The 22,566-nt window shown below is 71.9% G+C and carries 25 protein-coding genes and 1 tRNA gene; 17 read left to right on the plus strand and 9 right to left on the minus strand.

All coding sequences use genetic code 11. The features are described from left to right. Positions 1-12: 12 nt before the first annotated feature. From ACFYZ4_RS29190 to ACFYZ4_RS29205, 4 genes are all read left to right on the plus strand, one after another. On the plus strand, positions 13-1,287 hold the full coding sequence (locus tag ACFYZ4_RS29190; RefSeq protein WP_351286307.1) for an aspartate kinase: 1,275 nt from the start codon (positions 13-15) through the stop codon (positions 1,285-1,287). Continuing rightward, positions 1,284-2,357 (plus strand): aspartate-semialdehyde dehydrogenase, encoded by a 1,074-nt coding sequence (locus ACFYZ4_RS29195; protein ID WP_384340777.1) that lies wholly within the window; start codon positions 1,284-1,286, stop codon positions 2,355-2,357. Before ACFYZ4_RS29190 ends, ACFYZ4_RS29195 begins: the two co-directional genes overlap by 4 nt. 171 nt (positions 2,358-2,528) lie before the next feature. Beyond that, entirely contained in the window at positions 2,529-3,323 is a 795-nt protein-coding gene (locus ACFYZ4_RS29200; RefSeq protein WP_390785248.1) for a SigE family RNA polymerase sigma factor, read from the plus strand. Then, entirely contained in the window at positions 3,320-4,402 is a 1,083-nt protein-coding gene (locus ACFYZ4_RS29205) for a hypothetical protein (protein ID WP_390785249.1), read from the plus strand. Before ACFYZ4_RS29200 ends, ACFYZ4_RS29205 begins: the two co-directional genes overlap by 4 nt. Before the next feature lie 52 nt (positions 4,403-4,454). Here ACFYZ4_RS29205 and ACFYZ4_RS29210 read toward each other — a convergent pair whose 3' ends face one another. Together ACFYZ4_RS29210 and ACFYZ4_RS29215 are read right to left on the minus strand one after the other, a co-directional pair. After that, positions 4,455-5,216: an SURF1 family protein gene (locus ACFYZ4_RS29210; protein WP_390785250.1), complete on the minus strand. Its 762-nt coding sequence runs from the start codon at positions 5,214-5,216 to the stop codon at positions 4,455-4,457. Positions 5,217-5,250: 34 nt separating this feature from the next. Next, the gene (locus tag ACFYZ4_RS29215; protein WP_390785251.1) at positions 5,251-7,056 is read right to left on the minus strand and encodes a prolyl oligopeptidase family serine peptidase; all 1,806 of its coding nucleotides are present in this window, start codon (positions 7,054-7,056) and stop codon (positions 5,251-5,253) included. Between the two features lie 88 nt (positions 7,057-7,144). Here ACFYZ4_RS29215 and ACFYZ4_RS29220 point away from each other — a divergent pair, with 88 nt between their 5' ends. The 5 genes from ACFYZ4_RS29220 (at position 7,145) to ACFYZ4_RS29240 (ending at position 10,215) form a co-directional block, all read left to right on the plus strand. Beyond that, positions 7,145-7,312: a hypothetical protein gene (locus tag ACFYZ4_RS29220; RefSeq protein ID WP_158754341.1), complete on the plus strand. Its 168-nt coding sequence runs from the start codon at positions 7,145-7,147 to the stop codon at positions 7,310-7,312. 35 nt (positions 7,313-7,347) lie between these two features. Beyond that, positions 7,348-8,649, plus strand: coding sequence for a cytosine deaminase (gene codA / locus ACFYZ4_RS29225; protein ID WP_390785252.1), 1,302 nt, complete (start codon positions 7,348-7,350; stop codon positions 8,647-8,649). Positions 8,650-8,655: 6 nt separating this feature from the next. Further along, positions 8,656-9,240, plus strand: coding sequence for an HD domain-containing protein (locus ACFYZ4_RS29230; RefSeq protein WP_390785253.1), 585 nt, complete (start codon positions 8,656-8,658; stop codon positions 9,238-9,240). 107 nt (positions 9,241-9,347) lie between these two features. Continuing rightward, the gene (locus ACFYZ4_RS29235) at positions 9,348-9,863 is read left to right on the plus strand and encodes a DUF5956 family protein (RefSeq protein ID WP_390785254.1); all 516 of its coding nucleotides are present in this window, start codon (positions 9,348-9,350) and stop codon (positions 9,861-9,863) included. Between the two features lie 76 nt (positions 9,864-9,939). Continuing rightward, positions 9,940-10,215, plus strand: a complete 276-nt coding sequence (locus ACFYZ4_RS29240; RefSeq protein WP_390785255.1) for a hypothetical protein — start codon at positions 9,940-9,942, stop codon at positions 10,213-10,215. Between the two features lie 33 nt (positions 10,216-10,248). On the opposite strand, the gene ACFYZ4_RS29245 is transcribed toward ACFYZ4_RS29240, so the two are convergent. Beyond that, positions 10,249-10,725 carry a MarR family transcriptional regulator gene (locus ACFYZ4_RS29245; protein ID WP_351584940.1) on the minus strand — a complete coding sequence of 159 codons (477 nt, stop codon included), beginning with the start codon at positions 10,723-10,725 and terminating at the stop codon, positions 10,249-10,251. A gap of 128 nt (positions 10,726-10,853) precedes the next feature. Here ACFYZ4_RS29245 and ACFYZ4_RS29250 point away from each other — a divergent pair, with 128 nt between their 5' ends. Next, positions 10,854-11,453, plus strand: coding sequence for an SgcJ/EcaC family oxidoreductase (locus ACFYZ4_RS29250; protein WP_351584938.1), 600 nt, complete (start codon positions 10,854-10,856; stop codon positions 11,451-11,453). A gap of 85 nt (positions 11,454-11,538) precedes the next feature. Here the strand turns inward: ACFYZ4_RS29250 and ACFYZ4_RS29255 are convergent. Together ACFYZ4_RS29255 and ACFYZ4_RS29260 are read right to left on the minus strand one after the other, a co-directional pair. Next, positions 11,539-11,612 (minus strand) — tRNA-Pro (locus ACFYZ4_RS29255). A 100-nt stretch (positions 11,613-11,712) separates the two neighbouring features. After that, a complete protein-coding gene (locus ACFYZ4_RS29260) occupies positions 11,713-12,651 on the minus strand; it encodes a metallophosphoesterase (RefSeq protein ID WP_351584915.1) in 939 nt (312 codons plus the stop codon). Between the two features lie 68 nt (positions 12,652-12,719). On the opposite strand from ACFYZ4_RS29260, the gene ACFYZ4_RS29265 reads away from it, so the two are divergent. Then, complete coding sequence (locus ACFYZ4_RS29265; RefSeq protein WP_351286351.1) at positions 12,720-13,181, plus strand: GatB/YqeY domain-containing protein; 462 nt, start codon at positions 12,720-12,722, stop codon at positions 13,179-13,181. Positions 13,182-13,272: 91 nt separating this feature from the next. Here the strand turns inward: ACFYZ4_RS29265 and ACFYZ4_RS29270 are convergent, their stop codons facing one another. After that, a complete protein-coding gene (locus ACFYZ4_RS29270; protein WP_351286353.1) occupies positions 13,273-15,567 on the minus strand; it encodes a transglycosylase domain-containing protein in 2,295 nt (764 codons plus the stop codon). Between the two features lie 385 nt (positions 15,568-15,952). Between ACFYZ4_RS29270 and ACFYZ4_RS29275 the strand changes: the two genes are divergently transcribed. Continuing rightward, positions 15,953-16,303: a WhiB family transcriptional regulator gene (locus tag ACFYZ4_RS29275; protein WP_030709359.1), complete on the plus strand. Its 351-nt coding sequence runs from the start codon at positions 15,953-15,955 to the stop codon at positions 16,301-16,303. 29 nt (positions 16,304-16,332) lie between these two features. Here ACFYZ4_RS29275 and ACFYZ4_RS29280 read toward each other — a convergent pair whose 3' ends face one another. Both ACFYZ4_RS29280 and ACFYZ4_RS29285 read right to left on the minus strand, forming a co-directional pair. Continuing rightward, positions 16,333-17,712 (minus strand): ArsA family ATPase, encoded by a 1,380-nt coding sequence (locus tag ACFYZ4_RS29280; RefSeq protein ID WP_384340791.1) that lies wholly within the window; start codon positions 17,710-17,712, stop codon positions 16,333-16,335. Next, positions 17,709-18,692 carry an ArsA-related P-loop ATPase gene (locus ACFYZ4_RS29285; RefSeq protein WP_351286357.1) on the minus strand — a complete coding sequence of 328 codons (984 nt, stop codon included), beginning with the start codon at positions 18,690-18,692 and terminating at the stop codon, positions 17,709-17,711. Before ACFYZ4_RS29285 ends, ACFYZ4_RS29280 begins: the two co-directional genes overlap by 4 nt. Before the next feature lie 100 nt (positions 18,693-18,792). On the opposite strand from ACFYZ4_RS29285, the gene ACFYZ4_RS29290 reads away from it, so the two are divergent. The 5 genes from ACFYZ4_RS29290 (at position 18,793) to ACFYZ4_RS29310 (ending at position 21,635) form a co-directional block, all read left to right on the plus strand. Then, entirely contained in the window at positions 18,793-18,954 is a 162-nt protein-coding gene (locus tag ACFYZ4_RS29290; RefSeq protein WP_007264966.1) for a DUF4177 domain-containing protein, read from the plus strand. Further along, positions 18,951-19,424 carry a RidA family protein gene (locus tag ACFYZ4_RS29295; RefSeq protein ID WP_390785256.1) on the plus strand — a complete coding sequence of 158 codons (474 nt, stop codon included), beginning with the start codon at positions 18,951-18,953 and terminating at the stop codon, positions 19,422-19,424. Before ACFYZ4_RS29290 ends, ACFYZ4_RS29295 begins: the two co-directional genes overlap by 4 nt. Before the next feature lie 164 nt (positions 19,425-19,588). Beyond that, a complete protein-coding gene (locus ACFYZ4_RS29300; RefSeq protein WP_351584907.1) occupies positions 19,589-20,497 on the plus strand; it encodes an NUDIX hydrolase in 909 nt (302 codons plus the stop codon). Continuing rightward, positions 20,494-21,339 carry an MBL fold metallo-hydrolase gene (locus ACFYZ4_RS29305; RefSeq protein ID WP_390785257.1) on the plus strand — a complete coding sequence of 282 codons (846 nt, stop codon included), beginning with the start codon at positions 20,494-20,496 and terminating at the stop codon, positions 21,337-21,339. Before ACFYZ4_RS29300 ends, ACFYZ4_RS29305 begins: the two co-directional genes overlap by 4 nt. Beyond that, positions 21,336-21,635, plus strand: a complete 300-nt coding sequence (locus ACFYZ4_RS29310; RefSeq protein WP_351286363.1) for a hypothetical protein — start codon at positions 21,336-21,338, stop codon at positions 21,633-21,635. Before ACFYZ4_RS29305 ends, ACFYZ4_RS29310 begins: the two co-directional genes overlap by 4 nt. Positions 21,636-21,651: 16 nt before the next feature. Here the strand turns inward: ACFYZ4_RS29310 and ACFYZ4_RS29315 are convergent, their stop codons facing one another. Next, positions 21,652-22,461, minus strand: coding sequence for a nucleotidyltransferase domain-containing protein (locus ACFYZ4_RS29315; RefSeq protein ID WP_390785258.1), 810 nt, complete (start codon positions 22,459-22,461; stop codon positions 21,652-21,654). Positions 22,462-22,566: the final 105 nt, after the last annotated feature.

The following is a 22,566-nucleotide window of genomic DNA, read 5'->3' on the forward strand; positions in this document are numbered from 1 at the left end:
CGAGGAGCGCACGTGGGCCTTGTCGTGCAGAAGTACGGAGGCTCCTCCGTAGCCGATGCCGAAGGCATCAAGCGTGTCGCCAAGCGGATCGTGGACGCCAAGAAGAACGGCCACCAGGTGGTCGTCGTGGTTTCCGCGATGGGCGACACGACGGACGAGCTGATCGATCTCGCCGAGCAGGTTTCGCCGATGCCTGCCGGGCGCGAATTCGACATGCTGTTGACCGCCGGAGAGCGGATCTCCATGGCCCTGCTGGCCATGGCGATCAAAAACCTGGGCCACGAGGCCCAGTCGTTCACCGGTAGCCAGGCAGGCGTGATCACCGACTCGGTCCACAACAAAGCGCGCATCATCGATGTCACGCCGGGCCGTATCCGCACCGCGCTGGACGAGGGCAACATCGCCATCGTCGCCGGCTTCCAGGGCGTGTCCGCGGACTCCAAGGACATCACCACCCTCGGCCGGGGCGGCTCGGACACCACGGCGGTCGCGCTCGCGGCTGCCCTGGACGCCGAGGTCTGCGAGATCTACACCGACGTCGACGGCGTCTTCACCGCGGACCCCCGCGTCGTGAAGAAGGCGAAGAAGCTCGACTGGATCTCCTCCGAGGACATGCTGGAGCTCGCCGCTTCCGGTTCCAAGGTGCTGCTGCACCGCTGTGTCGAGTACGCACGCCGATACAACATCCCGATCCACGTCCGCTCGTCCTTCTCGGGACTGCCGGGCACCTGGGTCAGCAACGAGAATCCGCAAGGGGACGAGCAGGTGGAGCACGCCATCATCTCCGGAGTCGCTCACGACGTCTCCGAAGCCAAGATCACGGTCGTCGGCGTCCCGGACAAGCCGGGTGAGGCCGCGGCGATCTTCCGCGCCATCGCGGACGCCGAGATCAACATCGACATGATCGTGCAGAACGTCTCGGCGGCCTCCACGGGCCTCACCGACATCTCGTTCACGCTCCCGAAGGCCGAGGGCCACAAGGCCATCGACGCGCTGGAGAAGGCGAAGGGCCAGATCGGCTTCGACTCCCTGCGCTACGACGACCAGATCGGCAAGATCTCCCTGGTCGGCGCCGGCATGAAGACGAACCCGGGCGTCACCGCCTCGTTCTTCCAGGCGCTGTCCGACGCGGGCGTCAACATCGAGCTGATCTCCACCTCCGAGATCCGCATCTCGGTCGTCACCCGCCAGGACGACGTCAACGAGGCCGTCCGCGCCGTGCACACGGCCTTCGGCCTCGACTCCGACAGCGACGAAGCCGTCGTCTACGGAGGCACCGGACGATGACCGCGACCCGGTCCTCCGCCCCGGCACTCGCCGTGGTCGGGGCGACCGGAGCAGTCGGTTCGGTCCTGCTCCAGATCCTGTCCCAGCGAGCGGACATCTGGGGCGACATCCGCCTGATCGCCTCCGCGCGCTCGGCCGGCCGCAGGCTGGCCGTCCGCGCGGAGGAGACCGAGGTGCTCGCCCTCACCGAGGACGCCTTCGACGGCCTCGGTCCGGGCGACGTCGCACTCTTCCTCACCCCGGCCGAGGTCTCGGCCCGGTGGGCGCCCGTCGTCACCGCGCGCGGCGCGGTCGTCGTCGACCAGTCCGCCGCCTTCCGGGCGGACCCCGAGGTCCCGCTGGTGGCGCCCGAGGTCAACGGGCACGCCGTACGGATCCGGCCGCGCGGGATCGTCGCCGGCCCGGACTGCGTGACCGCCGCCATGATCGCGGCCCTGGGCGCGCTGCACGCCGAGTACTCCCTCACCGGGCTGGTGGTCTCCTCGTACCAGGCCGCGAGCGCGGCCGGCCGGCCCGGCTCCGAGGCGCTGCGCCGCCAGCTGTCGCTGGTCGCGGGGACCTCCCTCGGGGAGCAGACCGGTGACGTCCGCCGTGCCGTGGGCGAGGACACCGGCCCCTTCGCCGGTCCCCTCGCCCTCAACGTCCTGCCCTGGTCCGGAGAGCTGCGCGAGGACGGCTGGTCCTCGCACGAGCTGGCGGTACGGGCCGAGACGCGCCGGATCCTCCAGCTGGAGCGGCTCCCGGTGTCGGTGACCTGCGTCCAGGTGCCGGTGCTGACCGGGCACTCGCTGACCGTGCGGGCCCGGTTCGAGAACGAAGTGACCGCCCGGCACGCCCGGGATGTCCTGGAGGCCGCGCCGGGCGTGGTGCTCGTGGACGATCCCGCGGCGGGGGAGTTCCCCACCCCCGCGGACGCCGCCGGAACGGATCCGGCCTGGGTGGGGCGGCTGCGGGCCTCGCTCGACGACCCCTGCGCCCTGGAGTTCTTCGTGTGCGCCGACAATCTCCGCAGGGGTGCCGCGCTGAATGCCACGCTGATCGCGGAACTGATCGCAGGTGAATTTGCGTAATTCGCTTTGTAGGATCGGTGCTGATCCCTTGATCAAGGTGATGGCCCGACTGCCGTCTCGATAAGACGGGGCAAATCGGGAAGAGCGGGTACGCATGAGGGCAATGGGGATATGGCTGGTGAGGCTGCCTCGCGCGTACAACCCTGACGGGGGGACGCGTGTCCTACAGGCGTGGCAGAGGCACTGCTCGAATCGACCATCCTCCCGGCGCACCTCGGGATCATCCCGTCGCGCCGGGGTTTCCGTGCGTCCGGCGGCGGTCTCCCCGTGATCGTGCCCGTTCCGCCGGCGGGGCCGTCCGAGGCGCCCGTACTCACTGCCGCACCGATCCCGGGCGGTCTCGTGCCCCCGCCGCGCGACAGCGCTGAGGCGGCGGGGAGCAGCCGGACCGAGCCATCCGAGGTCACGGCCGAGGCGACGGACGAGACGACGTCCGAGGCGACGGCCGAGGTGACGGTCGAAGTGGTGGCGGGGACCACCGTCGACCACCTGACGGCGACCTACCAGGCGCACTACCGCTCCCTGCTCGGCCTGGCCGCCCTGCTCCTCGACGACACCGCCTCCTGCGAGGACGTGGTCCAGGAGGCGTTCATCCGCGTGCACTCGGCGCGGAACCGGGTGCGCGACCGGGAGAAGACCCTGGCGTACCTGCGCCAGACCGTCGTGAACCTCTCGCGCTCCGCCCTGCGCCGGCGCATCCTCGGCCTCAAGCTGCTGTCGAAGCCGATGCCGGACATGGCGAGCGCCGAAGAGGGCGCGTACGACCAGCTCGAACGGGACGATCTGATCAAGGCGATGCGCGGACTCCAGCGCCGCCAGCGCGAGGTGCTGGTGCTGCGCTACTTCGCGGACATGACGGAGGCCCAGGTCGCCGAGACGCTCGGGATATCGCTCGGCTCGGTCAAGGCGTACGGATCGCGGGGCATTGCCGCGCTGCGGGTGGCGATGGAGGCTGCGCAGTCATGATGGACGACCACACTCCGCCGGGCGGAGCGAGCGAGGAAGAGGCGCTCCGGGGCCTGCTGCACGGGGCCGTCGAGGGCCTGCAGCCCTCCGAGGGCGCCCTGGAGCGGCTGCGGCACGCCGTTCCCGCCCGTCGGGCCCGCAAGCGCCAGGCCCTGGTCGGGGCCGCCGCGGTGGCCCTGCTCGCGGGCACCGCCATCCCGGCCCTCATGCACCTGGCGGGCGGCGAGGGCGCGGCCACGGACCACCCGGCGATGGCCGGGCACGGCGAGCGCGCTGGCGACAAGCCGGGCGCGGTCGGCTCCGACCCGCACCAGAACGGATACGGGAACCAGCCCAGGTCCACCCGCTCCTCCGGAGGCTCCCCGGCCGTGGGCGGCGCCACCGGGCAGCCGGACGCCACGCTGGGCGGTTCCCCGGTGGGCGGTCTGACGGCCGGCCCCACCGGCACCGCGGGCGCGTCCGCCGGTACGGCCGGTTCGGTGCCGGGCTCCGGCCCGATGCCGCCGGTGGCCGCGCCGGGCGTGCCCGGATGCGGCGCGGACCAGCTCGGGGTGGTGGGCTCGGCCCGCGCCCCGGAGACCGACGGCCGGGTGTACGGCAGTTTCCGGGTCACCAACGTCTCGGCGCAGGGCTGCGCCGTCACCGGCCAGGACGCCGTCTCGGCGGCCCCGGCGCCCGGTGCGTCGGCCGGCCAGGGCCCCTCGGTCGCGGTGGTCGGCCACACGGCGGGGGACCCGGCGAGCGGGCTGCTGCCCGATCCGTCGGCGGAGGCGCCGGTGCTGGTGCTCCCGCCGAACACGGCGTACGAGGTCCGCTTCGCCTGGGTGCCTTCGAAGGAGTCCTGTACGGCGACCAACCCGGACGCGGGCGGCAAGCCGCCGCAGACGGACTCCGCGGGCAGCGCGGGCGCTCCGGCGAACGGCGCGGTCACCGAGCCGCAGACGGGGACGCCCCCGGCGACGGCGGGCGTCTCGGTGTCCCACACCCCGCAGCCGGGATCCGCGACCACGCGGACGACGCTTCCCGAGGCCTGCGGCGGAACGGTCTACCGGACGGGTGCGATCCCGCTCGACAAGTAGGCCGGCCGGCAGTCCGTCGAGCGAGCGTCGAGCAGGGGTCGGCGAGCCCGCCCTACGCGGCGGGTTCGAGCAGTCCCGCCTCGGCGTCGCGCAGGGTCTCCACCTCGCGGCGGTAGAGCCGGAACCACATGAAGAGCACGAAGGCGACGAAGACGAACCACTCGCCGGTGTAGCCGAGGTTCTGGAAGGCCTTCAGGTCGAGCCCGGTGTTGGCCGGCGCCTGCGCGGGCACCGGAACCATCCCGTCCGCCGGGGTCTGCACGGTCAGCCAGGCGTCGTACAGGTCGTACGGGACGATGTTGACCAGCGAGGCCGCCCCGATCACGCCGAGCTGCCCGGCCGGCAGGCCGCCCTGGGAGTGGACCCCCTTCGTACCGGAGTTCTCCGGGGCCTGCAGGGCGCCCGTGACCTCGACCCGGCCGCTCGGCGGGGCCGGGGCCTTCGCCGGGTCCGCCACCCCAGGCAGCCAGCCCCGGACCACCGGGACGGTCTTGCCGGAGTCGGTCTTCAGCAGGGTCAGCACGTAGAAGCCGGACGCGCCGTCGAGCCGCCGCTCGGGCACCAGCATCTGATCGGCGTACTCCCCGGCCGTGGAAGCCATCCGTCCGGAGGTCTTCGTGTCCACCGGAAGCAGCGAGTCCAGGGGGGCGGCCGCCTGGTCGGCGGGCTGCTCGGCCGTCGCCTCCCGGTGGCTGTCGACACGGTCCTCGAACCGGCCGAGCTGCCAGGACCCCATGAACAGACAGAAGGGGACGGCGAGCGCGACGAAGACGTTGATCCCCCACCAGCGCGGGGTCAGGAGAAACCGGTGCACCCCACCACCGTACGGGGGGTGCACCGGAGCGGGACTAGCGGGGCAGGTGCTTCAGCGCGAACTCCAGCTCCATCCGGACCTGCTTGATCCGCTCCTCCACGACCAGCGAGCCGTGCCCGGCGTCGTACCGGTACACCTCGTGCTCCGCGCCGCGCGCCACCAGCCGGTCCACGTAGTTGTCGATCTGCCGGATCGGGCAGCGCGGGTCGTTGACGCCCGCCGCGATGTGGACGGGTGCCTTCACCGCGTCGACGTAGGTGAGCGGCGAGGAGACCTCGAAACGGTCCGGGACCTCCTCCGGCGTACCGCCGAAGAGGGTGCGGTCCAGGGCCTTCAGCGCCTCCATCTCGTCGTGGTAGGCCGTCACGTAGTCCGCGACCGGTACGGCGGCCAGGCCCACCGCCCAGGCGTCGGGCTGCGTGCCCAGGCCCAGCAGCGTCAGGTACCCGCCCCAGGAACCGCCCGACAGCACGAGGCGCGCCGGGTCCGCGAGGCCGGAAGCCACCGCCCACTCCCGGACCGCCGCGATGTCCTCCAGCTCGATCAGGCCGACCCGGTGCTTGAGGGCGTCCGTCCAGGCGCGGCCGTAGCCGGTCGAGCCGCGGTAGTTGACCCGCACGACGGCGAAGCCGTGGTCCAGCCAGGCCGCCGGGGTCGCCGCGAAGGCGTCGCTGTCGTGCCAGGTGGGCCCGCCGTGGATCTCGAAGATCGTCGGGAAGGGGCCCTCGCCGTGGCCGGCCGGCCGCTGCGCGAGCGCGTGGATCCGTCCGCCCGGACCCTCCACCCACACGTCCTCCACCGGCACCGACCCGGGTGCCTTGAAACCGGGCGGGTCCAGGACGACCCCGCCCGCCGTGGACCGTACGGTCGAGGGCTCGGCCGCCGAGGACCACAGGTACTCCACGGTCCCGTCGGGCCGCGCCCCGGCCCCCGACACCGAACCCGGCGGCGTGTCCACCCGTACGAGCTCCCGCACGGCCAGGTCGTAGCGCCACAGCTCGCTGCGCGCCTCGAAGCTGTGCGCGATCAGCAGCGCGGATCCGTCCGGGTACCACTCGGCGCTGACGTCGCCCGGCAGGTCGACCGCGAGCTCCTCCTCGGCGCCCGTGGCCACGTCCCACACCATCGGCTCCCAGCGGCCGCGCCGCTGGTGGCCGACGAGGAGGCGGGTGTCGCCCGGAACGGGCGCGAAGCCGAGGACCTCCAGGCCGAGCTCCTCGGTGCCGCCGCGGGAGTCGTCCAGCTCGGCGACGGTGGACCCGTCGAGGGTCAGCACGCGCAGGGAGGAGTGCATCGCGTCGCCGTGCTCGGTGTGCTCGACGGCCACGAGCGTCCCGTCGTGGGACAGGTCGCCGACGCCCGCCGACTCCCGGTGCCGGTAGATCACGGTGGGCGCGGAGCCGTCCGGGCGGACCACGTGGACCGTGGATCCGTCCTCGTCCGTGGAGCGTCCGACGACGGCGGTGCCGTCGCGGCCGATGGCCAGACCGGCGGGGTACGAGGGCTCCAGGCCGGGGGTGGCCGGTTCGTCCGGGCCGCCCCCGAAGGGCTGGCGCACCCAGGTGCCGAACTCGTCGCCGTCGGTGTCGGAGAACCACCAGATCCACGCGCCGTCGGGGGAGAGGGCGCCGTCGGTGGTGCCGTTCGGGCGGTCGGTGGCCTGCCGCTGGGCGCCGGTGGCGCGGTCCCAGGCGTAGAGCTCGAAGGTTCCGGTCGCGTTGGAGACGAAGAGGGAACGGTCCGGGGCGTCCTCGGCCCAGTCGGGCAGTCCGACGCGCGGTGCCCGGAACCGCTTCTCCCAGTCGGGCGTCTCGGGGGTGATCTCGCTGTCGCTGGTCATGCGCCCCATTGTGGCCGCAGTGGCCCCCGGGATGCCGACTGCTCCGAACGGGCGCAGAGTGGAACCCGTAGCCCAAGGAGGAACGATCATGGCCAAGAAGGCGCACACCGGCCACCACATCCACCAGGACTCCGAGCGCGCGCTGGCGAAGAACACGGCCGCCGAGGCCCGGGCCAAGGCCGCGACCAGGGACGTGCAGTCGTCCGCCGCGAAGACGCGCGGGATGCAGCAGAAGGCCCAGGCCAAGCGCGGCTGAGGCCGCGGCTCCGCGCCGGTCCGTAGGCTGGCGCCATGCGGATGATCGTCCGGGGCGCCCGGCTGCTGCACACCTCAGGCCTGTCCGACGTCGAGGTCGCGGAGGACGGCCGGATCGCGCGCGTGGTCCCGCACGACGACCAGAAGGAACCGCCGGCCACCGGCATCCTCGTCGAGGCCCATGGCGCCCTGCTGAGCGCGCCCTTCGTCGAGCCGCACATCCACCTCGACACGGCGCTGACCGCCGGGGAGCCGCGGCCCAACGTCTCCGGCACCCTGTGGGAGGGCATCGCCTGCTGGAGCGAGCGCAAGCGGACCCTGACCCGCGAGGACGTGATCGCGCGGGCGAGCGAGGTGCTGCGCTGGCAGGCGGCCCAGGGGGTGCTGCACGTGCGGACGCACTGCGACATCACCGACCCGGCCCTCACCGCCATGGACGCGCTGCTCGAAGTGCGCGACCGGGTGCGGGACGTCATGACCCTGCAGATCGTGGCGTTCCCGCAGGAGGGCATCGTCTCCTTCCCGGACGGCGAGGCGCTCCTGCGGGAGGCGATCGCCCGCGGGGCCGACGTCGTCGGCGCGATCCCGCACTTCGAGGACACCCGCGAGGACGGGGTGGCCTCCCTGAAGACGGCCTTCGCGCTGGCCGAGGAGCACGGGCTGCGGGTGGACGCGCACTGCGACGAGATCGACGACGAGCAGTCCCGGTTCGTGGAGGTGCTGGCCACGCTGGCCCTGCGCTCGGGGCTGCGCGAACGCGCCACCGCCTCGCACACGACGGCCATGGGCTCCTACAACGGCGCGTACAGCTTCAAACTCCAGCGGCTGCTGTCCCGTTCGGGCATCAACCTGGTCGCCAACCCCTTCGCCAACCTCAACCTCCAGGGCCGCTTCGACGCCTACCCCAGGCGCCGTGGCCTCACCCAGGTCAAGGAGATGCTGGCGGCCGGGGTCAACGTGGCCTTCGGCCACGACGACGTCATGGACCCCTGGAACGCCCTCGGTACCGCGAACCCGCTCCAGACCGCCCTCGTCGGGCTGTACGCCGCCCAGCTCACCGGCGCGGACGAGATCCCGGTGGCCTTCTCGATGGTGACGGACCGTGCGGCGCGCGTCCTCGGCCTCTCGGACACGGAGTACGGCATCACGGAGGGCGCCCCCGCCTCCTTCGTCCTGCTCCCGGTCCCGTCGCCGGAGGAGGCGATCCGCCGTCAGGTCCGCCCCCGGTACGTCGTCTCGCGCGGCACCGTCCTCGCCGAGACCCCGCCCGCCCCGGCCAGGCTGAACTGGCCGGGGGAGGCCCCGTCCGAGGTGGACTTCAGCCGCCGCCTACGCTGACGCCCCATGACGTGGACTCTTGACACCAACTCGGCCCGTACCGCCCTGCAGATCGCCTCGGAGTACGCGGATCCGGCGCTGCTGAACCACTCCGTACGCTCCTACGCCTTCGGCGCGCAGTACGCGGACCGGCACGGCCTCGCGTACGACGAGGAGCTCTTCTACGTGGCGGCCCTCCTCCACGACCTGGGCCTGACCGCGCCCTTCGACAGCCACACCCTCCCGTTCGAGGAGGCCGGCGGCCATGTCGCGCGCGTCCTGACGGCGGGCCTGGGCTGGCCGGCGGCCCGCCGGGCCCGCGCCGAAGAGGTGATCGTCCTGCACATGCGGGACGACGTGACGGCCGCCGAGGACGTCGAGAGCCACCTCCTGCAGGTCGGCACGAGCGCCGACGTCTCGGGCCTGCGCCTGTCCGAGTTCGACCCGGCCTTCACGACCGCCCTGCTCGCCGCCCACCCGCGGGCCGGCTTCGGCGCCGCCTTCACCGCCCTCGTCGAGGACCAGGCGAAGCGCAAGCCGGACTGCGCGGCCGCCGCCTACGTCGCGAGCGGCGCGGCGACCCGCATCGCGGCCAACCCACTGGGGGCGTGAAGGCCGGGGGCCAGGCCGGGGGCGGTGTCGGGGTCGGGGTCGGGGCCGAGGTCACGCACATCCGCCACATCCGCCACATCCGCCACCGCGTCGGATAGCGTGCCCGCATGTCGTGGGACGAGGACGGAACACCGCACCCGCTCGCACTGCGCCGCACCGGCCGCAGCGAACTGGAGCCGGACCGGCTGCCCGAGATCCGGGAGCTGGAGGTGCTCGGCTGGGAGCCCGCGCCCGAGGACCTGCGCTGGGTGTTCCTCCCGTACGTCTGGCCCCCGGCGGCCCGGACCTGGATCCCCGACCGCTCCACCCACTGGGCGGTGGACACCTCGCTCGACGGGCACGGCCACATCACCGGCGTGGAGTGCGCCCCGCTCACCGAGCCCGACGTGCGCGGCCTCGACGAGGAAGCCGACGCGGCCCTCGCCGGCCTCGGCCTCCCGCCCCGCCCCGGCGGACGCCTCTGGCTGCTCCGCCCGATCGGCCCCTTCACCACCGTCGGCGCGGTCCTCGACCACCTCGACGCCCTGGCCGCACAACACGCCGTGGAGGCCTTCCCCTCCCCGGCCTTCCTCGCCCTGGTACGCACCGAACTCTCGGCACTCCCCGCGGCCGAGGCCCCTTAGCCCCTGACTCTCCCGGGCCGTGCCCGGCTCTCGTGGCTACGCTTGACGTGAGGGGGTCACCGCGGGAGGCGGTCTCATGAGGCGGCGCCATCACTTCCACATCGACCACGCCGGGCACTCGGTCAGTGCCACGGTCCAGACCGGCCACACGGCCGTCGTCGAGGTGCTCGTCGACGGCAAGGAGACGGGCTACGCCACGACCCACGCCGACCACCCCGTGACCGTCCACGTCGAGCTGCCGACGGAGCCGCCCACACCCGTGTCGGTGCGCGCGACCGCCCGCCCGGAGCCCGCGTGCGTCTTCGAAAGCCCGTCCGCCGCCCCCCAGCCGATGGCCCCCCGCCCGTACTGACGGCCCCGCCCGCGTGCTCCGCCGTCCTCCCTCCTACGGCTGCCGGCCGCCTTTGCGCTCCTGCGTCGCCGCCCGGATCTCCTCCGTGGCCTCACGGAACGCGGGGGCCGCGCGGGAGAAGTAGTCGAAGAGCAGGTCCAGTTGGTCCGGGGTGTAGCCGGCGAGCACTTCGCCGATCCGCTTGCGGGCCGGGCCCACGGCCGCCTCCACCCCTGCCAGCGCGTCCGGCACCGCCTCGACCACGACCTTGCGCCGGTCGGCCGGGTCGGCGGTACGGCGTACGTACCCCGCCCGCTCCAGCCTGTCGATCAGCCGCGTCGTCGCCCCGGTGGTGAGCCCCGTCCCGGCCGCGAGTTCGCCCGAGGTGAGCCCGCCCGCCAGGGTGATGCGGCTGAGCGCGTACCACTCGGACGCCTGGAGGCCCGCGGCCTCCGCGCCCGCCATGCCGTGCAGCCCCACGGCATCGATGTAGTCCCGGAAGACCGCCCGGCGGTCGTCCTGCTCCGTCATCGCGAAACCCTTCCCCTTGCCATTTATCTGCATGCATGCAGATAATGCACGTGTGCAGTTGTTGCGCCAGTGTAGTCAACGCGCCGGCTGCCGTCATCCGCCCGTTCCGCCGATCGAGAGGCCCTCCCGTGAACAGGAAGACCGTCAAGCGCGCCGCTCTCGCCACCGCCGCCGTGCTCGCACTCGGCGCCGCCGGCGCCTACCTCTACCTCGACACCACCTCCGGCATCCGGCGCACCGGCTCCGAGAACTGCGCCGACGTCATTCCGGCCGGCGCCGACCGCGCCGACGGCGAGGCCATCTGCGCCACCCTCGACGCCCTCACCGACGCCTGGGCCCGCGGCGACGCGGACGCGTACGGCCGCCAGTTCACCGAGGACGGCACCTACACCACCTACGTCGGCAGCCACTACGAGGGCCGCGCCGACATCACCGAAGGCCACCGCGCTCTCTTCAAGGACTTCGTCAAGGGCAGCAAGCTCGCCGCGAGCTACCTCGACCTGCGCTTCCTCGGGAAGGACGCCGCGATCCTGACCGGCCGCGGCGACGACTACACGGGCACCAAGCCCGCCCTCGCCGAGCTGTCCAAGGTCCAGACGTACACCCTGGTCCGTGACACCGACGGCGCCTGGCGCATCGCGGCCTTCCACAACACGCAGCGCCAGAACGTGATGGAACGCTTCTCCTTCCTCTACTCACCCGCGACGACCCCCGAGGCGGAGAAGTGACGCCCCTGCGCCCGGCCACGCACAGCCGGAAACGCAAAAAGGACCCGATCCGCAATGCGGATCAGGCCCTTCCTGTCTTACGAAGTCGGGGTGGCGGGATTTGAACCCACGACCTCTTCGTCCCGAACGAAGCGCGCTGCCAAGCTGCGCTACACCCCGATCGCCGCCTTGCAGCGCTTGCTGTCCTGGCGACATCGATTACTTTAGCGGACCGCACGCCGGAGACGAAATCCGGTTTTCGCGGAGCCGTCCCGCGGCGCTAGGCCTGCGGGGTCAGCGTCAGGAGGGTCGCCTCCGGCGGGCACGCGAAGCGGACCGGGGTGAAGCGGTTGGTGCCGCAGCCCGCCGAGACGTGCAGGTACGCCTGCTGCCCCGCCGCCTCGTGCGTGGACAGGCCCTTCACCCGCTTGGTGTCGAGGTCGCAGTTGGTGACGAGCGCCCCGTAGAAGGGGATGCACAGCTGCCCGCCGTGGGTGTGGCCCGCGAGGATCAGCGGGTACCGGTCCGCGGTGAAGGACTCCAGGACGCGCAGGTACGGGGCGTGCACCACGGCCATCGAGAAGTCCGCGTCCTCCTCCGGGCCGCCGGCGACCATCTCGTAGCGGTCCCGCTTGATGTGCGGGTCGTCGAGCCCGGTGAAGGCCAGTTCCAGGCCTTCCAGCTTGAGCCGCCCCCGGGTGTTGGTGAGGTTCAGCCAGCCCGCCGCGTCGAAGGCGTCCCGCAGCTCCTCCCACGGGTTGTGGACGGCGCCGACGACCGGCTTGTTGCCGTTCAGCCCGTGCCGGCCCTGGGCCTTCTCCAGCAGGTAGCGCCCGGGGTTGCGCAGCCGCGGCCCGTAGTAGTCGTTCGACCCGAAGACGTACACGCCCGGGAAGGACATCAGGGGGCCCAGCGCGTCGAGCACCTCGGGGATGCCCTCGGTGTCGGAGAGGTTGTCGCCCGTGTTGACGACGAAGTCGGGGCGCAGGCCGGCGAGGGACTGCAGCCAGGCGCGCTTCTTGCGCTGTCCGCCCACCATGTGGATGTCGGACACCTGGAGTACGCGCAGCGGGCGCATCCCCCGGGGAAGGACCGGCACCGTGATCCGGCGCAGGCGGAAGGACCTCGCCTCGAAACCGGCGGCATAGGCCACACCCGCGGCCCCCACCGCAGCGATTCCGGCAGCCGCTTTCAGGGGTACTCCGTAACGCGCACGCATGGACCCATCGTCGCAGACCCGGAAAACCGGTGAGCGCCACTGCCCCCGTACCTGGCAGACTCACCTCCATGACCACGCTCAAGGCCAAGCTCCAGGAAGACCTCACGACCGCCATCAAGGCGCGTGACGAGCTGCACTCGTCCACGCTGCGCCTGACCCTCTCCGCCATCACCAAGGAGGAGGTCGCGGGCAAGGTGGCACGTGTGCTCTCCGACGAGGAAGTCCTCAAGGTGATCGCCAAGGAGGCGAAGAAGCGCCGTGAGGCGGCGGAGGCCTTCGCCCAGGGCGGCCGTGCCGAGCAGGCCGCGCGGGAGACCGCGGAGGGCGAGTTCCTCGACACGTACCTGCCCAAGCAGCTCAGCGACGACGAGCTCGTCGCGATCGTGGCGCAGGCCGTCGAGGAGGCCAAGGCCGCGGGTGCCGAGGGGCCGCGGGCCATGGGTGCCGTCATGAAGATCGTGAACCCGAAGGTCGCCGGGCTGGCGGAGGGCGGGCGCGTCGCCGCCGTCGTCAAGCAGCAGCTCTCCTAGATCCGGTAGAGCCGGTAGATCCGGGAACAGAGAAAAGGGAGGGCCCCAGCCGGTTCCGGCTGGGGCCCTCCCTTGCGTGGTGCGCCGACCGCTACTGGTCGTCGCGGCCGCCGATCACGGCGCCCGGGTCGATCGAGATCCCGGGGAAGGGGGGCTGCTGCGGATCGCCGCCGCCCGTGGCCGCGCCCGTGGCGCCCCCGGTGGCTCCGGCGGTCTGACCGCCGGGCCGCCCGCCGGGCTTTCCGTCGCCGCCCGGCTTGCCGGGCCTGCTCGGGGTGGTGGTGGGCGGCTTGTTGCCGCGGGGGCCGCCGGACGGAACATTCGATTCCGGGATGCTGACGGTGACGAAGCGCAGGGCTTCGCGGCCGTCCAGCGCGCCCGTGACCGCGTCCTTCCAGATCGGGCCGGGCAGACCGCCGCCGAAGACCTTCAGGTAGGGCTTGCCGCCGATCACGATGTTCTCCATCGTGATCTTCTTCGCCCCACCCGAGCCGACCCACACCGCGCCGGAGATGTTCGGGGTGTAGCCCACGAACCAGGCGTTGTAGCGGTTGTCCGTCGTACCCGTCTTGCCCGCGCTGTCGCGGTCGGTCAGACCGGCCCGCTCACCGGTGCCGGAGTCGACCACTCCGCCCAGCAGGGTGTTGATGGTGTCGGCGGTCGACTCCGACATCGCCCGGTCGCACTTGCTCTTCGGCACCGAGAGGGCCTTGTTGTGCGCGTCGGTGATCGACTCGATGGCGACGGGGGTGCAGTAGACGCCGCGGTTGGCGAAGGTCGCGTACGCGTTGGCCATCGTCAGCGGGGACATCTCCTCCGAGCCGAGCGCGATGGCGGGGCCGTCGGCCAGCTTCGCCCCGCTCGCCGGGACCACACCGAGCTTCGCCGCCATCTCCGACACCGGGCACAGCCCGATCTCGGAGATCATGTCGACGAAGTAGGTGTTGATCGACTTCTCCATCGCCGTCCGCAGCGCGTAGGGGCCGATCTCGTCCTCGGTCTCGTTCTCCGCCGACTCCTTGTTGACGTTGACGTACTGGGACCCGTCGCAGCGGGGGATCCCGCTCGGGTAGTCCATCTTGTTCGGCGCCGGGTACACCTTCGTCGGCGGCAGGCCCCGCTCCAGCGCGGCCGCCGCGATGAACGGCTTGAAGGTCGAGCCGACCTGGAAGCCGAAGTTCGAGCCGCCCATCCGCTTGTCCACGGAGTAGTTGATCTGCGTCTCGTTCTTCCCGAAGCCGTACGGCTTGGACTGACCCATCGCCAGCACCCGGCCGGTGCCCGGCTGGACCATGGTCACCGCCGTGGCGATCGAGTCCTCCTGGTAGACGTGGTCCTTGATCGACTCGTTGGCCGCGTCCTGCGACTGCGGGTCCAGGGTCGTGCGCACGGTCAGACCGCCCTGGTTCCAGACCTTCGCGCGCTCCTCGCGCGTCTTGCCGAAGACGGCGTCGGTCAGGAAGGTGTTGCGCACGTAGTCGCAGAAGAAGCCCGCGCCCTTGACCGCGGTGATGCAGCCGTTCTTCGGCTTGGTCACCTTCAGCGTGACCGGCTTCGCCTTCGCCGCGTCCGCCTCCGCCTGCGAGACGTCCTTGGTGTCGGCCATCCGCTGGAGGACGATGTTGCGGCGCTTCGTCGCCTCCTGGGTGTCGTTCACCGGGTCGTACCGGCTCGGCGACTGCACGATGCCCGCGAGCATCGCGGACTCCTCCAGGGTCAGGTCCTTGGCCGGCTTGCTGAAGTAGCGCTGGGCCGCGGATTCGATTCCGTACGCCTGCTGGCCGAAGTACGTGATGTTGAGGTAGTTCTCGAGGATCTTCTTCTTCCCGAGTTCCTCCTCGACCTGGATCGCGTACTTCAGCTCGCGGATCTTGCGGCCGAGGCTCTTCTCCTGGGCCTCGCGCACCTTGGTCTCGTCGTCGCCGGCCTCTTCGACGAACACGTTCTTCACGTACTGCTGGGTGAGCGTGGACGCGCCCTGTGCGGCGCCGCCCTCCTGCGCGTTGCGGTTGACCGCGCGCAGGATGCCCTTGAGGTCGACGGCTCCGTGTTCGTAGAAACGGGAGTCCTCGATGGCGACGATCGCCTTCTGCATGTACGGGGAGATCGCCGTGAGCGGGACCACTTGACGGTCGCGTGAATAGACGGTGGCGATCAAGCCACCCTCGGCGTCCAGAATCGTGGTCCGCTGGCTGAGCGGCGGAGTCTTGAGATTGGCCGGGATCTCATCGAATCCCTCGACCGTGCCCTTGGCCGCCAGCCCCAGGGCGCCTGCAGCCGGAATCGCCATGCCGGCCAGCACAACTCCGGAGAGAACGGACACCCCGAGGAACTTGGCGGCCTGCTGGCTCCCCGTGAGCCCGCCGCCCGAGCGCTTCTTTCCCATAGAGGGCAGCCTACGTTCTCATTCGCCGGACACACGCGAATGCCTTGGCCTAAGCTGTCCCCAACTGTCACAGCAGTGTGGTGCGACATCAACCCCTCGGCTTGATTTTCACCCTTCCCGAATGGGGTGGACGCATGTCCGAATCTCGCCCCTCGGCTGAAGCTCATCCGCCGATTCCACCCGAATTGCCGGAATGGTCGGGCATGTCGTCGGATCACTCCGTCGGGTGATCTGCCGCTTACCCATAGTCCGTTCGGACCATTCAAGATTGGGCCCGACGGGGGTGTTGCACTGTGCCCGCCTTCCGTAACGTCCTCAACTGGCAGCGGTGAATATGCCGCTACCGCCGTGGGGGAGCCTCGATTCGGGAGAGGACGGCGCCGGGATGGGCTGGGTTACCGACTGGAGTGCGCAGGCAGCCTGCCGCACTACCGATCCGGATGAACTGTTCGTTCAAGGAGCGGCACAGAACAGGGCCAAGGCGGTGTGCACCGGATGTCCGGTGCGGACCGAATGCCTGGCCGATGCGCTCGACAATCGCGTCGAGTTCGGCGTGTGGGGCGGAATGACCGAGCGGGAACGACGTGCGCTGCTGCGCCGGCGTCCCACCGTCACCTCGTGGCGACGGCTGCTCGAAACCGCCCGTACGGAGTACGAGCGCAGCACGGGCATCCTCACCATGGATGCAGACGCGGAGATCGACGTTCCGTACGAGACATACGCGGCAGTCGGGTAGACCCCGCGGACGCCACGACGTACGAACGCCTACGCTCCGGCCGGAACCCCGGCCGCGAGTCGTTCTCCGATGGCCCGAAGCCCGGCGAGGTCGTGCACATCGCCGGGCAGGGCGGCCACTTCGGCCACCGCCACCTCGGGGTGCAATGAGGTGAAGCGATCGCGTGTGCGCTGTTCACGCGCGATCACCTGCATCCGTTCGGCATGCAGGCGCAGCAGTCCTGCCGTGATCCGGTCGACGACCGCGGTATCGCCTTCGGTGCCGGGGGAGCCTGTCTCGGGAGGGTTCGCGGTCGGTGCCGTGTCTGCGGTGCGTGCCGTGTCTGTCGCGTCTGCCGTCGATGTGGTCGTCGTCCGTGTGGTCGTCGTCCCTGTGGTCCCGGCCGCCTCGGTCGGTCCCGCGGCCGTGTCACGAAGTCCAGCTTTCCCGGACTCCTGATCGACAATGCCGCCTTCTTCAAGATTCTCTGCGGCGGCCAACGCCCGTTCGGCGGACAGCTGGTCGGCGCCGCTGCCGTGCACCCGGTTCAGTACCAGCCCGGCCAGCGGCATGCTCTCCGCGGCCAGCCGCTCCACGAAGTACGCCGCCTCGCGCAGGGCGTCCGGTTCGGGCGCAGCGACCACCAGGAAGGCCGTACCGGGCGCCTGGAGCAGCCGGAAGGTCGCGTCGGCGCGCGTGCGGAAGCCGCCGAACATCGTGTCCATCGCGGCCACGAAGGTCTGCACGTCCTTCAGCAGCGAGGCCCCCATCAGCTTGCTGAGGGTCCCGGTCATCATCGACATGCCGACATTGAGGAACTTCATCCCCGCCCGGCCGCCCACCTTCGCCGGAGCCATCAGCACCCGGATGAACTTCCCGTCCAGGAAGGACCCGAGGCGCTTCGGCGCGTCCAGGAAGTCCAGCGCGGACCGGCTCGGCGGGGTGTCGACGATGATCAGGTCCCAGTCGTCCTTGGCCCGCAGCTGGCCCAGCTTCTCCATCGCCATGTACTCCTGCGTGCCCGCGAAGCCGGCCGACAGGGACTGGTAGAAGGGGTTGGCGAGGATGGCCCGGGCCCGCTCGCCGTCCGCGTGCGCCTCGACGATCTCGTCGAAGGTCCGCTTCATGTCCAGCATCATCGCGTGCAGTTCGCCGCCGTCGGCGCCCACGCCCGCCACCCTGCGCGGGGTGTTGTCCAGCGAGTCGATGCCCATCGACTGCGCGAGCCGGCGTGCGGGGTCGATGGTGAGCACGACCGCCTTCCGCCCGCGCCCGGCCGCCCGTACGCCCAGTGCCGCGGCCGTGGTGGTCTTGCCGACCCCGCCCGCCCCGCAGCACACGACGATCCGGGTCTCCGGGTCGTCCAGCAGCCGGTCGACCGCCAGCCGCGGCGGAGTGTCCAGCCCCACGGTGTCCACCCCCTCGCTCATTCGGCCACCGTCTGCTTCCGCAGATCCTTGGCCAGCTCGTACAACCCGGCCAGATCCACCCCCGCGCCGAGCAGGGGGAGTTCGTACGTCGGCAGGTCCAGGTCCGTCAGTACGGTGCGCTGCGCGCGCTCCAGCTCCACCCGGCCCGCGTGCTCGGCGGCCTGCGTGAGCAGCGGGTCCACCAGCCGCTCGGCCAGCCCGCCGCGGCGCGCGCCGCCGAGGCCCGCCCGGGACAGCGCCCTGGCCACCTCGGCGCGGTGGTCGCCGGCCGCGGTGCGCAGGGTGTCCTCGTCCAGGTGGTGCGGCCGCACCATGTTGACGACGACGCGGCCGACGGGCAGCCCGGCCTGCCGCAGTTCCTCGATGCCGTCGGCGGTCTCCTGGACGGGCATCTCCTCCAGGAGGGTGACCAGGTGGACGGCCGTCTCGGGGGACTTGAGCACCTTCATGACGGCCTGCGCCTGGTTGTGGATCGGCCCGAACCGGGCCAGACCCGCCACCTCGTCGTTCACGTTCAGGAACCGGGTGATCCGCCCGGTCGGCGGCGCGTCCATGATCACGTGGTCGTAGACGTACCGGCCCGCCTTGTCCTTGCGCCGCACCGCCTCGCACGCCTTGCCGGTCAGCAGGACGTCGCGCAGTCCGGGGGCGATGGTCGTGGCGAAGTCGATGGCGCCGAGCTTCTTGAGCGCACGGCCGGCCGAGCCGAGCTTGTAGAACATCTGGAGGTAGTCCAGCAGCGCCCGTTCGGCGTCGATGGCGAGCGCGAAGACCTCGCCGCCCCCGCCGGGCGCGACGGCGATCTTCCGCTCCTCGTACGGGAGCGCCTCGGCACCGAAGAGCTGCGCGAGCCCCTGCCTGCCCTCGACCTCCACCAGAAGAGTCCGCTTGCCCTCGCGTGCGAGGGCAAGCGCGAGTGCCGCGGCGACCGTGGTCTTGCCGGTGCCGCCCTTGCCGCTGACCACCTGGAGCCTGCTCACAGCGTCCGAGCCTAACCACTCGCCTCCCGGAACACGCATGAGCCTCCCCCGGACCCGGCCCTGGGGGAGGCGCGGCACCGCAGGCACTACCCTCGCTCCCATGACCAAGAAGTTCGAATATGCGACGGTCCCGCTGCTGGTTCACGCCACCAAGCAGATCCTGGACACCTGGGGCGAGGACGGCTGGGAGCTCGTCCAGGTCGTGCCCGGCCCGAACAACCCCGAGCAGCTCGTGGCCTACCTGAAGCGGGAGAAGGCATGAGCGGCGTTGTCGACGCGAAGCTGGCCGAGCTCGGCCTGACCCTGCCCGAGGTCGTTCCGCCGCTGGCCACGTACCAGCCGGCCGTGCGCTCGGGCGTGTACGTCTACACCGCGGGCCAGCTCCCGATGGTGAAGGGCAACCTGCCGGTCACCGGCAAGGTCGGCGCCGAGGTCTCGCCGGAGCAGGCCAAGGAGCTGGCCGCCACGTGCGCGCTGAACGCCCTGGCCGCCGTCAAGTCGGTCGTCGGCGACCTCGACCAGATCGCGCGTGTCGTGAAGGTCGTCGGCTTCGTCGCCTCGGCCCCCGACTTCACGGGCCAGCCGGGCGTGCTGAACGGGGCGAGCGAGCTCCTGGGCGCCGTCCTCGGCGACAAGGGCGTCCACGCCCGCAGCGCGGTCGGCGTGGCGGTCCTGCCGCTGGACGCCCCGGTCGAGATCGAGATCCAGGTCGAACTGGTCGCAGGAGCCTGACTCGTCTTCGGAGGGGCTGGACTGCCGCAGGGCAAGGTCAGCCCCTCCGGCGATTGAGGAGCGGGGTACGGGGCGGAGCCCCGTGAAGCCGGCCACAGGCCGGGACGCGGCCTCGGCGACGGGTGACCCTCGAACATCGGGCCGGATGGCCGTAGCATCCGGCCATGCCGAATGGTCAGCATGGTCAGCAGCAGCCTCCCGCCGGAGGCCAGTGGTACCCGCCGGAGTGGCCCGACCGCATCCGCGCGCTCGCGGACGGCTCCCTCACCCCGGTGCCACCACGCCGCGCCGCCACCGTCATGCTCCTGCGCGACACCCCCGCCGGTCCCGCCGTGCACATGCTGCGCAGACGGGCCTCCATGGCCTTCGCCGGGGGCGCGTACGCCTATCCGGGCGGCGGGGTCGATCCCCGCGACGAGGAGCACCAGGTGGGCTGGGCGGGCCCCTCGCAGCAGGACTGGGCGGACCGGCTCGGAACGGACGTCCTGACCGCCCAGGCCATCGTCTGCGGCGCCGTACGGGAGACCTTCGAGGAGGCGGGCGTCCTGCTCGCCGGGGAGACCCCGGACACCGTCGTAGGGGACACCACCGGCGACGACTGGGAGGCCGACCGGCAGGCCCTGGTCGCCCGCGAGCTGTCCTTCGCGGACTTCCTCGACCGCCGCGGCCTGCGGCTGCGCTCCGACCTGCTCGGGGCGTGGGCCCGCTGGATCACCCCCGAGTTCGAGCCGCGCCGCTACGACACCTGGTTCTTCGTCGCCGCCCTCCCCGAGGGCCAGCGCACCCGCAACGCCTCCACCGAGGCCGACCGGACCGTCTGGATCCGCCCGGCCGACGCGGCCGCCGGCTACGACAAGGGCGAGCTGCTGATGATGCCGCCCACGATCTCCACCCTGCGCTCCCTGGAGCCGTACGGGAGCGCCGCCGACGCGCTCACCGCGGCCGCCGCCCAGGACCTCACCCCGGTGCTGGCCGAGGCCGTGCTGGAGGACGGCGAGGTGGTGCTCAGCTGGCCGGGCCACGACGAGTTCACCAAGCGGGTCCGCCTCGGCCGTCCGGGAGGCACCGCATGAGCGACGCCGTGGCACTGCCCGGACACCCCCGCGGAGTCGTCACCTCCGGGCCGGCGACGGCCCGCGCGGTGAACGTCCTGGCCCCCAACCCCTCCGCGATGACCCTGGACGGCACCAACACCTGGCTCGTGTCCGAGCCCGGCTCCGATCTCGCCGTCGTCATCGATCCCGGCCCGCTGGACGAGGTACACCTGCGGGCGGTCATCGCCACCGCCGAACAGGCCGGCAAGCGGATCGCCCTCACCCTGCTCACCCACGGCCACCCCGACCACGCCGAGGGCGCGGGCCGCTTCGCCGAGCTCACCCGGACCAAGGTCCGCGCCCTGGACAGGGCCCTGCGGCTCGGCGACGAGGGCCTGGCCGCCGGGGACGTGATCCGCACCGGCGGGCTGGAGCTGCGGGTGGTCCCGACCCCGGGCCACACCAGCGACTCGCTCTGCTTCCACCTGCCCGCCGACCGGGCCGTGCTGACCGGCGACACCATCCTCGGCCGGGGCACCACCGTCGTCGCCCACCCCGACGGCCGGCTCGGCGACTACCTGGACTCCCTGCGCCGTCTGCGCTCGCTGACCGTGGACGACGGGGTGCACACCGTCCTTCCGGGGCACGGTCCGGTCCTGGAGGACGCGCAGGGGGCCGTCGAGTACTACCTGGCCCACCGCGCGCACCGGCTCGCCCAGGTCGAGACCGCCGTCGAGAACGGCTTCACGACCCCCGAGGCGGTCGTGGCCCAGGTCTACGCGGAGGTGGACCGCTCCCTGTGGCCGGCGGCGGAATGGTCCGTCCGGGCGCAGCTCGAGTACCTTCAAGATCACGGACTGATCCCTGGAGGGCCCGAATGAACACCGTGTTCCTGCTCGTCATGCTGATAGGCACAGCCGGATGGATCACGTCGACGGTGTCGCTGCGGGTGAAGAGCCTCCAGCTGCAGGCGGACCGGATGGAGCGCCGCATGGCCCTCCTGCTGGACCACTTCGGCATCGAGGAGCCGGAGCCGGCCGGCCTGGACGAGGTGCGCGCCCTGCTCGGGGAGGACCGGCAGATCTCGGCGATCAAGGCCTACCGCCGGATCACCGGCGCGGGCCTGGCCGAGGCCAAGCTGGCCGTAGAGGCCCTGGCCGAAGCCCGGAAGCCCTAGCCCTCTCCGGCTTCCCCTATCCCGCCACCCGCGGGGTCTTCGTGCCGTGCCGGGCCGTGTACTCGTCCGCGAGCCAGGGCCCGAGGTCCTCGACGTACGCGCGCAGCATGGCCGGGTCGGCCACCGGGTCCAGTGCCGCGGCGGCCGCGGCGCGCATCTGGTCCGCGCGCTGCGGGTAGTACTCGCCGAAGACCTCCGCGGACTCGGTGAGGTCGCTGGTCCAGCCGCCCCACCGCGGCATGACCAGCGTGAAGCCGGTGCGCACCAGGCGTCGTGAGAAGAGCCGGCACAGCCTCCGGTACTCGTCCGGGCCCGACGCCTCCCGCATCTGCCGGCGCCACCGGGGCAGTACGTCGGCCAGGTCGCCGTTGGTCTCGCGCGCGAGCAGGCTGTCCGGACGGTAGCGCGGCAGGTGCTCGGCCAGATCCGCGCCGAGCAGCGGCGTGCACCGGCAGGCGAGGAACCAGCCCAGGTCGAATCGTTCCGCCTCGCTCAGCAGGGTGTCCTTGCCGTGCAGCAGGATGCCGACGCCGTCGACCTCGGGGAAGTCCTCGTCGAGCCCGCGCGCCAGCACCTCGGCGGCGTCGCGGTCCTCGTCGGCGGGCTCGTGGTGCAGGGCCAGCAGGAGGTCGAGGTCCGAGCGTCCGGGGCGGGCCGTCCCGCGCGGCACGGACCCGTACAGGTAGGCGCTGTGCAGCCGTCGCCCGTACGCGTCGCGGATCCGCCCCCGGGCGGCCGCGACGACGCCCGCGAACGCGCCCGGGACCTGCCCGAGGGAGCCCTCGCGCTCGAAGCAGCCGTCCGTGTCCAGCCCTCTGTGCTCCATGCTTCCACTGTGCCTCGTGCGGCCCCGCCGGTGTCCGAGGCGCGGGGGGCTTGTCCCGGACATGCGAAAGGGGCCCCGCCCTCTCGGGCAGGACCCCCTCCGAAA

It is taken from the genome of Streptomyces sp. NPDC001513 (genome assembly GCF_042894695.1).
GTDB lineage: Bacteria > Actinomycetota > Actinomycetes > Streptomycetales > Streptomycetaceae > Streptomyces.

Excerpts from the sequence above, each read along its gene's own strand:
- ACFYZ4_RS29195 (WP_384340777.1), top strand. The coding sequence starts at position 1,284 with ATGACCGCGACCCGGTCCTCCGCCCCGGCACTCGCCGTGGTCGGGGCG.
- ACFYZ4_RS29205 (WP_390785249.1), top strand. The coding sequence starts at position 3,320 with ATGATGGACGACCACACTCCGCCGGGCGGAGCGAGCGAGGAAGAGGCG.
- ACFYZ4_RS29215 (WP_390785251.1), bottom strand. The coding sequence starts at position 7,056 with ATGACCAGCGACAGCGAGATCACCCCCGAGACGCCCGACTGGGAGAAG.
- ACFYZ4_RS29220 (WP_158754341.1), top strand. The coding sequence starts at position 7,145 with ATGGCCAAGAAGGCGCACACCGGCCACCACATCCACCAGGACTCCGAG.
- codA (WP_390785252.1), top strand. The coding sequence starts at position 7,348 with ATGCGGATGATCGTCCGGGGCGCCCGGCTGCTGCACACCTCAGGCCTG.
- ACFYZ4_RS29230 (WP_390785253.1), top strand. The coding sequence starts at position 8,656 with ATGACGTGGACTCTTGACACCAACTCGGCCCGTACCGCCCTGCAGATC.
- ACFYZ4_RS29235 (WP_390785254.1), top strand. The coding sequence starts at position 9,348 with ATGTCGTGGGACGAGGACGGAACACCGCACCCGCTCGCACTGCGCCGC.
- ACFYZ4_RS29240 (WP_390785255.1), top strand. The coding sequence starts at position 9,940 with ATGAGGCGGCGCCATCACTTCCACATCGACCACGCCGGGCACTCGGTC.
- ACFYZ4_RS29245 (WP_351584940.1), bottom strand. The coding sequence starts at position 10,725 with ATGACGGAGCAGGACGACCGCCGGGCGGTCTTCCGGGACTACATCGAT.
- ACFYZ4_RS29260 (WP_351584915.1), bottom strand. The coding sequence starts at position 12,651 with ATGCGTGCGCGTTACGGAGTACCCCTGAAAGCGGCTGCCGGAATCGCT.
- ACFYZ4_RS29265 (WP_351286351.1), top strand. The coding sequence starts at position 12,720 with ATGACCACGCTCAAGGCCAAGCTCCAGGAAGACCTCACGACCGCCATC.
- ACFYZ4_RS29270 (WP_351286353.1), bottom strand. The coding sequence starts at position 15,567 with ATGGGAAAGAAGCGCTCGGGCGGCGGGCTCACGGGGAGCCAGCAGGCC.
- ACFYZ4_RS29275 (WP_030709359.1), top strand. The coding sequence starts at position 15,953 with ATGGGCTGGGTTACCGACTGGAGTGCGCAGGCAGCCTGCCGCACTACC.
- ACFYZ4_RS29280 (WP_384340791.1), bottom strand. The coding sequence starts at position 17,712 with ATGAGCGAGGGGGTGGACACCGTGGGGCTGGACACTCCGCCGCGGCTG.
- ACFYZ4_RS29290 (WP_007264966.1), top strand. The coding sequence starts at position 18,793 with ATGACCAAGAAGTTCGAATATGCGACGGTCCCGCTGCTGGTTCACGCC.
- ACFYZ4_RS29295 (WP_390785256.1), top strand. The coding sequence starts at position 18,951 with ATGAGCGGCGTTGTCGACGCGAAGCTGGCCGAGCTCGGCCTGACCCTG.
- ACFYZ4_RS29300 (WP_351584907.1), top strand. The coding sequence starts at position 19,589 with ATGCCGAATGGTCAGCATGGTCAGCAGCAGCCTCCCGCCGGAGGCCAG.
- ACFYZ4_RS29305 (WP_390785257.1), top strand. The coding sequence starts at position 20,494 with ATGAGCGACGCCGTGGCACTGCCCGGACACCCCCGCGGAGTCGTCACC.
- ACFYZ4_RS29310 (WP_351286363.1), top strand. The coding sequence starts at position 21,336 with ATGAACACCGTGTTCCTGCTCGTCATGCTGATAGGCACAGCCGGATGG.
- ACFYZ4_RS29315 (WP_390785258.1), bottom strand. The coding sequence starts at position 22,461 with ATGGAGCACAGAGGGCTGGACACGGACGGCTGCTTCGAGCGCGAGGGC.